Annotated in this window: 3 protein-coding genes; all 3 read left to right on the top strand. The window is 45.2% G+C overall.

Annotation, left to right across the window (positions count from 1 at the left end):
- Nucleotides 1-1,107 (top strand): NAD(P)-dependent malic enzyme (locus RAC86_RS38080; RefSeq protein WP_377886895.1); only part of this gene is annotated, 1,107 nt, incomplete at its 5' end.
- A gap of 99 nt (nt 1,108-1,206) precedes the next feature.
- The gene (locus tag RAC86_RS38075) at nt 1,207-1,422 is read left to right on the top strand and encodes a hypothetical protein (protein WP_064671054.1); all 216 of its coding nucleotides are present in this window, start codon (nt 1,207-1,209) and stop codon (nt 1,420-1,422) included.
- Between the two features lie 100 nt (nt 1,423-1,522).
- Nucleotides 1,523-2,096 (top strand): stage II sporulation protein M (gene spoIIM / locus RAC86_RS38070; RefSeq protein WP_377886894.1); only part of this gene is annotated, 574 nt, incomplete at its 3' end.

Below are 2,096 nucleotides of genomic sequence, written 5' to 3'. Positions count from 1 at the left end.
CTCGGAGAAGGGATCAGGCTTCACACCGTATCTGATGAAGTCCTGTCCGCACATGAAGGCGGAAAAATCCAAATGAAAAGCAAAATGCCGATCCGTTCACTGGCAGAGCTGGGACGTGTCTACACACCAGGTGTTGCGGACGTGTGCCGACTGATCGAAAAAGAACCTGAAAAAGCTTCTATTTATACAACGATCAGCAATTCTGTTGCAATTGTAACGGATGGAACCGCAATTTTAGGCCTTGGGAATATCGGCTCTGTGGCTGGCATGCCTGTCATGGAAGGAAAGGCTGCTTTGTTTGATCAGCTGGCGGGTATTAGCGGCATTCCGATACTCCTTGATACGAGTGATCCTGAAGAAATCATCAAAACAGTAAAACATATTTCTCCGGGCTTTAGCGGCATCCTTCTTGAGGATATCGGTTCGCCGCATTGTTTTGAAATCGAGGATCGCCTAAAAGAGGAGCTGAACATCCCTGTTATGCACGATGACCAGCATGGTACAGCTGTAGTGACGCTGGCAGCTGCCATTTCGGCATGCAGGAGTGCGGGGGTTGACCTGAAGGAAGCGAAAGTGGGGCAAATCGGCCTTGGTGCAGCAGGCGTGGCCATCTGCCGGATGTTCATGGCTTATGGTGTGAATGCTGTGTACGGAACAGATAAATCAGAGTCAGCAATGAACCGTCTCGAACAATACGGCGGACAGGCAGTTTCCAGTATTGAGGAGCTTATGGAAACATGTGATATTGTCATTGCTACAACGGGCGTTCCGGGTTTAATAAAACCGGCATTTGTACGTTCTGGTCAAGTGATTCTGGCTTTATCGAATCCGAAGCCGGAAATTGAGCCGGAGGCCGCACTGCAGGCTGGCGCCGCATATGCAGCTGACGGGCGTTCTGTTAATAATGTACTCGGTTTTCCAGGGATTTTTAGAGGAGCGCTTAACGCAAAAAGCACGGAGATTAATCATGATATGCTTGTCGCAGCAGCAGAGGCCATCGCAGCTTGCACTAAACAAGGTGATGTTGTCCCTCAGCCGCTTGATTCAAAAGTCCATCATGCGGTAGCAGCAGCTGTCGAGCATGCAGCTCTTACAGCAGTGAAATAAATGTAGCTAAACAGCACCTGTCGTAGCAGGTGCTGTTTTTTTCTTATCATTGTTCAATTTTGTTATCATTACTATGAAAATAAAAAAGGGAGTGATCACATGGCAAAAAGCCAAGCGAAAAAGAAGCGGGAGCATCGATTGAGAAACGGCGGACGTGACGTCTTATTATCAAGAGGCAGCACACCATCTTTCAGCACACATGAAAGAATGACAAAAAGCAAAAAAGAGTTTTTGAATAAACGGAAGCATAAGAATCCTTATGATCATACAGCAGTTGATGATAAGGATTTTTTTGTGCCCCAAAAAGCCGCCTAGCATTCGTCTCTATCGTTTCTTTTTGAAAAAGGGCATGTTTTTCCGTTTCTTTCATACAATCTATTAAATCAAATCACTAGAACGGGCGGGAGGAAACGGTATGCGAAAAATCTCTTATAAGGACATGTTTCTCAGGCATGTCAAAGATCATCTCTCTCTTTATATATTTGTGTCAGTGCTGTTTTTCATGGGTGTCATCTTTGGCGCGATTATTGTCAACAGTATGACCATCAGCCAGAAAGAAGATTTATACTACTACTTAAGTCAATTTTTTGGACAGCTTTCGGATGGAAAACAGGCAAGTTCAGCTGATATGTTTGGGCAAAGTATCTTTCATAATGCAAAGTATTTAGGCCTGATGTGGATACTGGGAATTTCCGTCATTGGAATGCCGATTATTTTCATCATGATCTTTCTGAAAGGGATCGTCGTCGGCTTTACTGTCGGGTTTCTAGTCAATCAGATGGGAGTAAGCGGGTTTTTCCTATCATTTGTCTCCGTTTTGCCGCAAAATGTGCTGCTGATTCCGGCTTATCTCATTATGGGCACATGTGCAATTGCGTTTTCTTTAAAGTTAATCAGACAGCTGTTCGTGAAACGAAGCCTCCATGACGCGCCAATTCAATGGTTCGGGCGGTATGCCTTTGTGCTGCTGGTCATTCTGTTTTTAGCGC

The organism is Bacillus sp. LR_5 (assembly GCF_042709275.1).
Note: the sequence above shows the minus strand (reverse complement) of the source record. Positions and strands in the feature narration are given on the sequence as shown.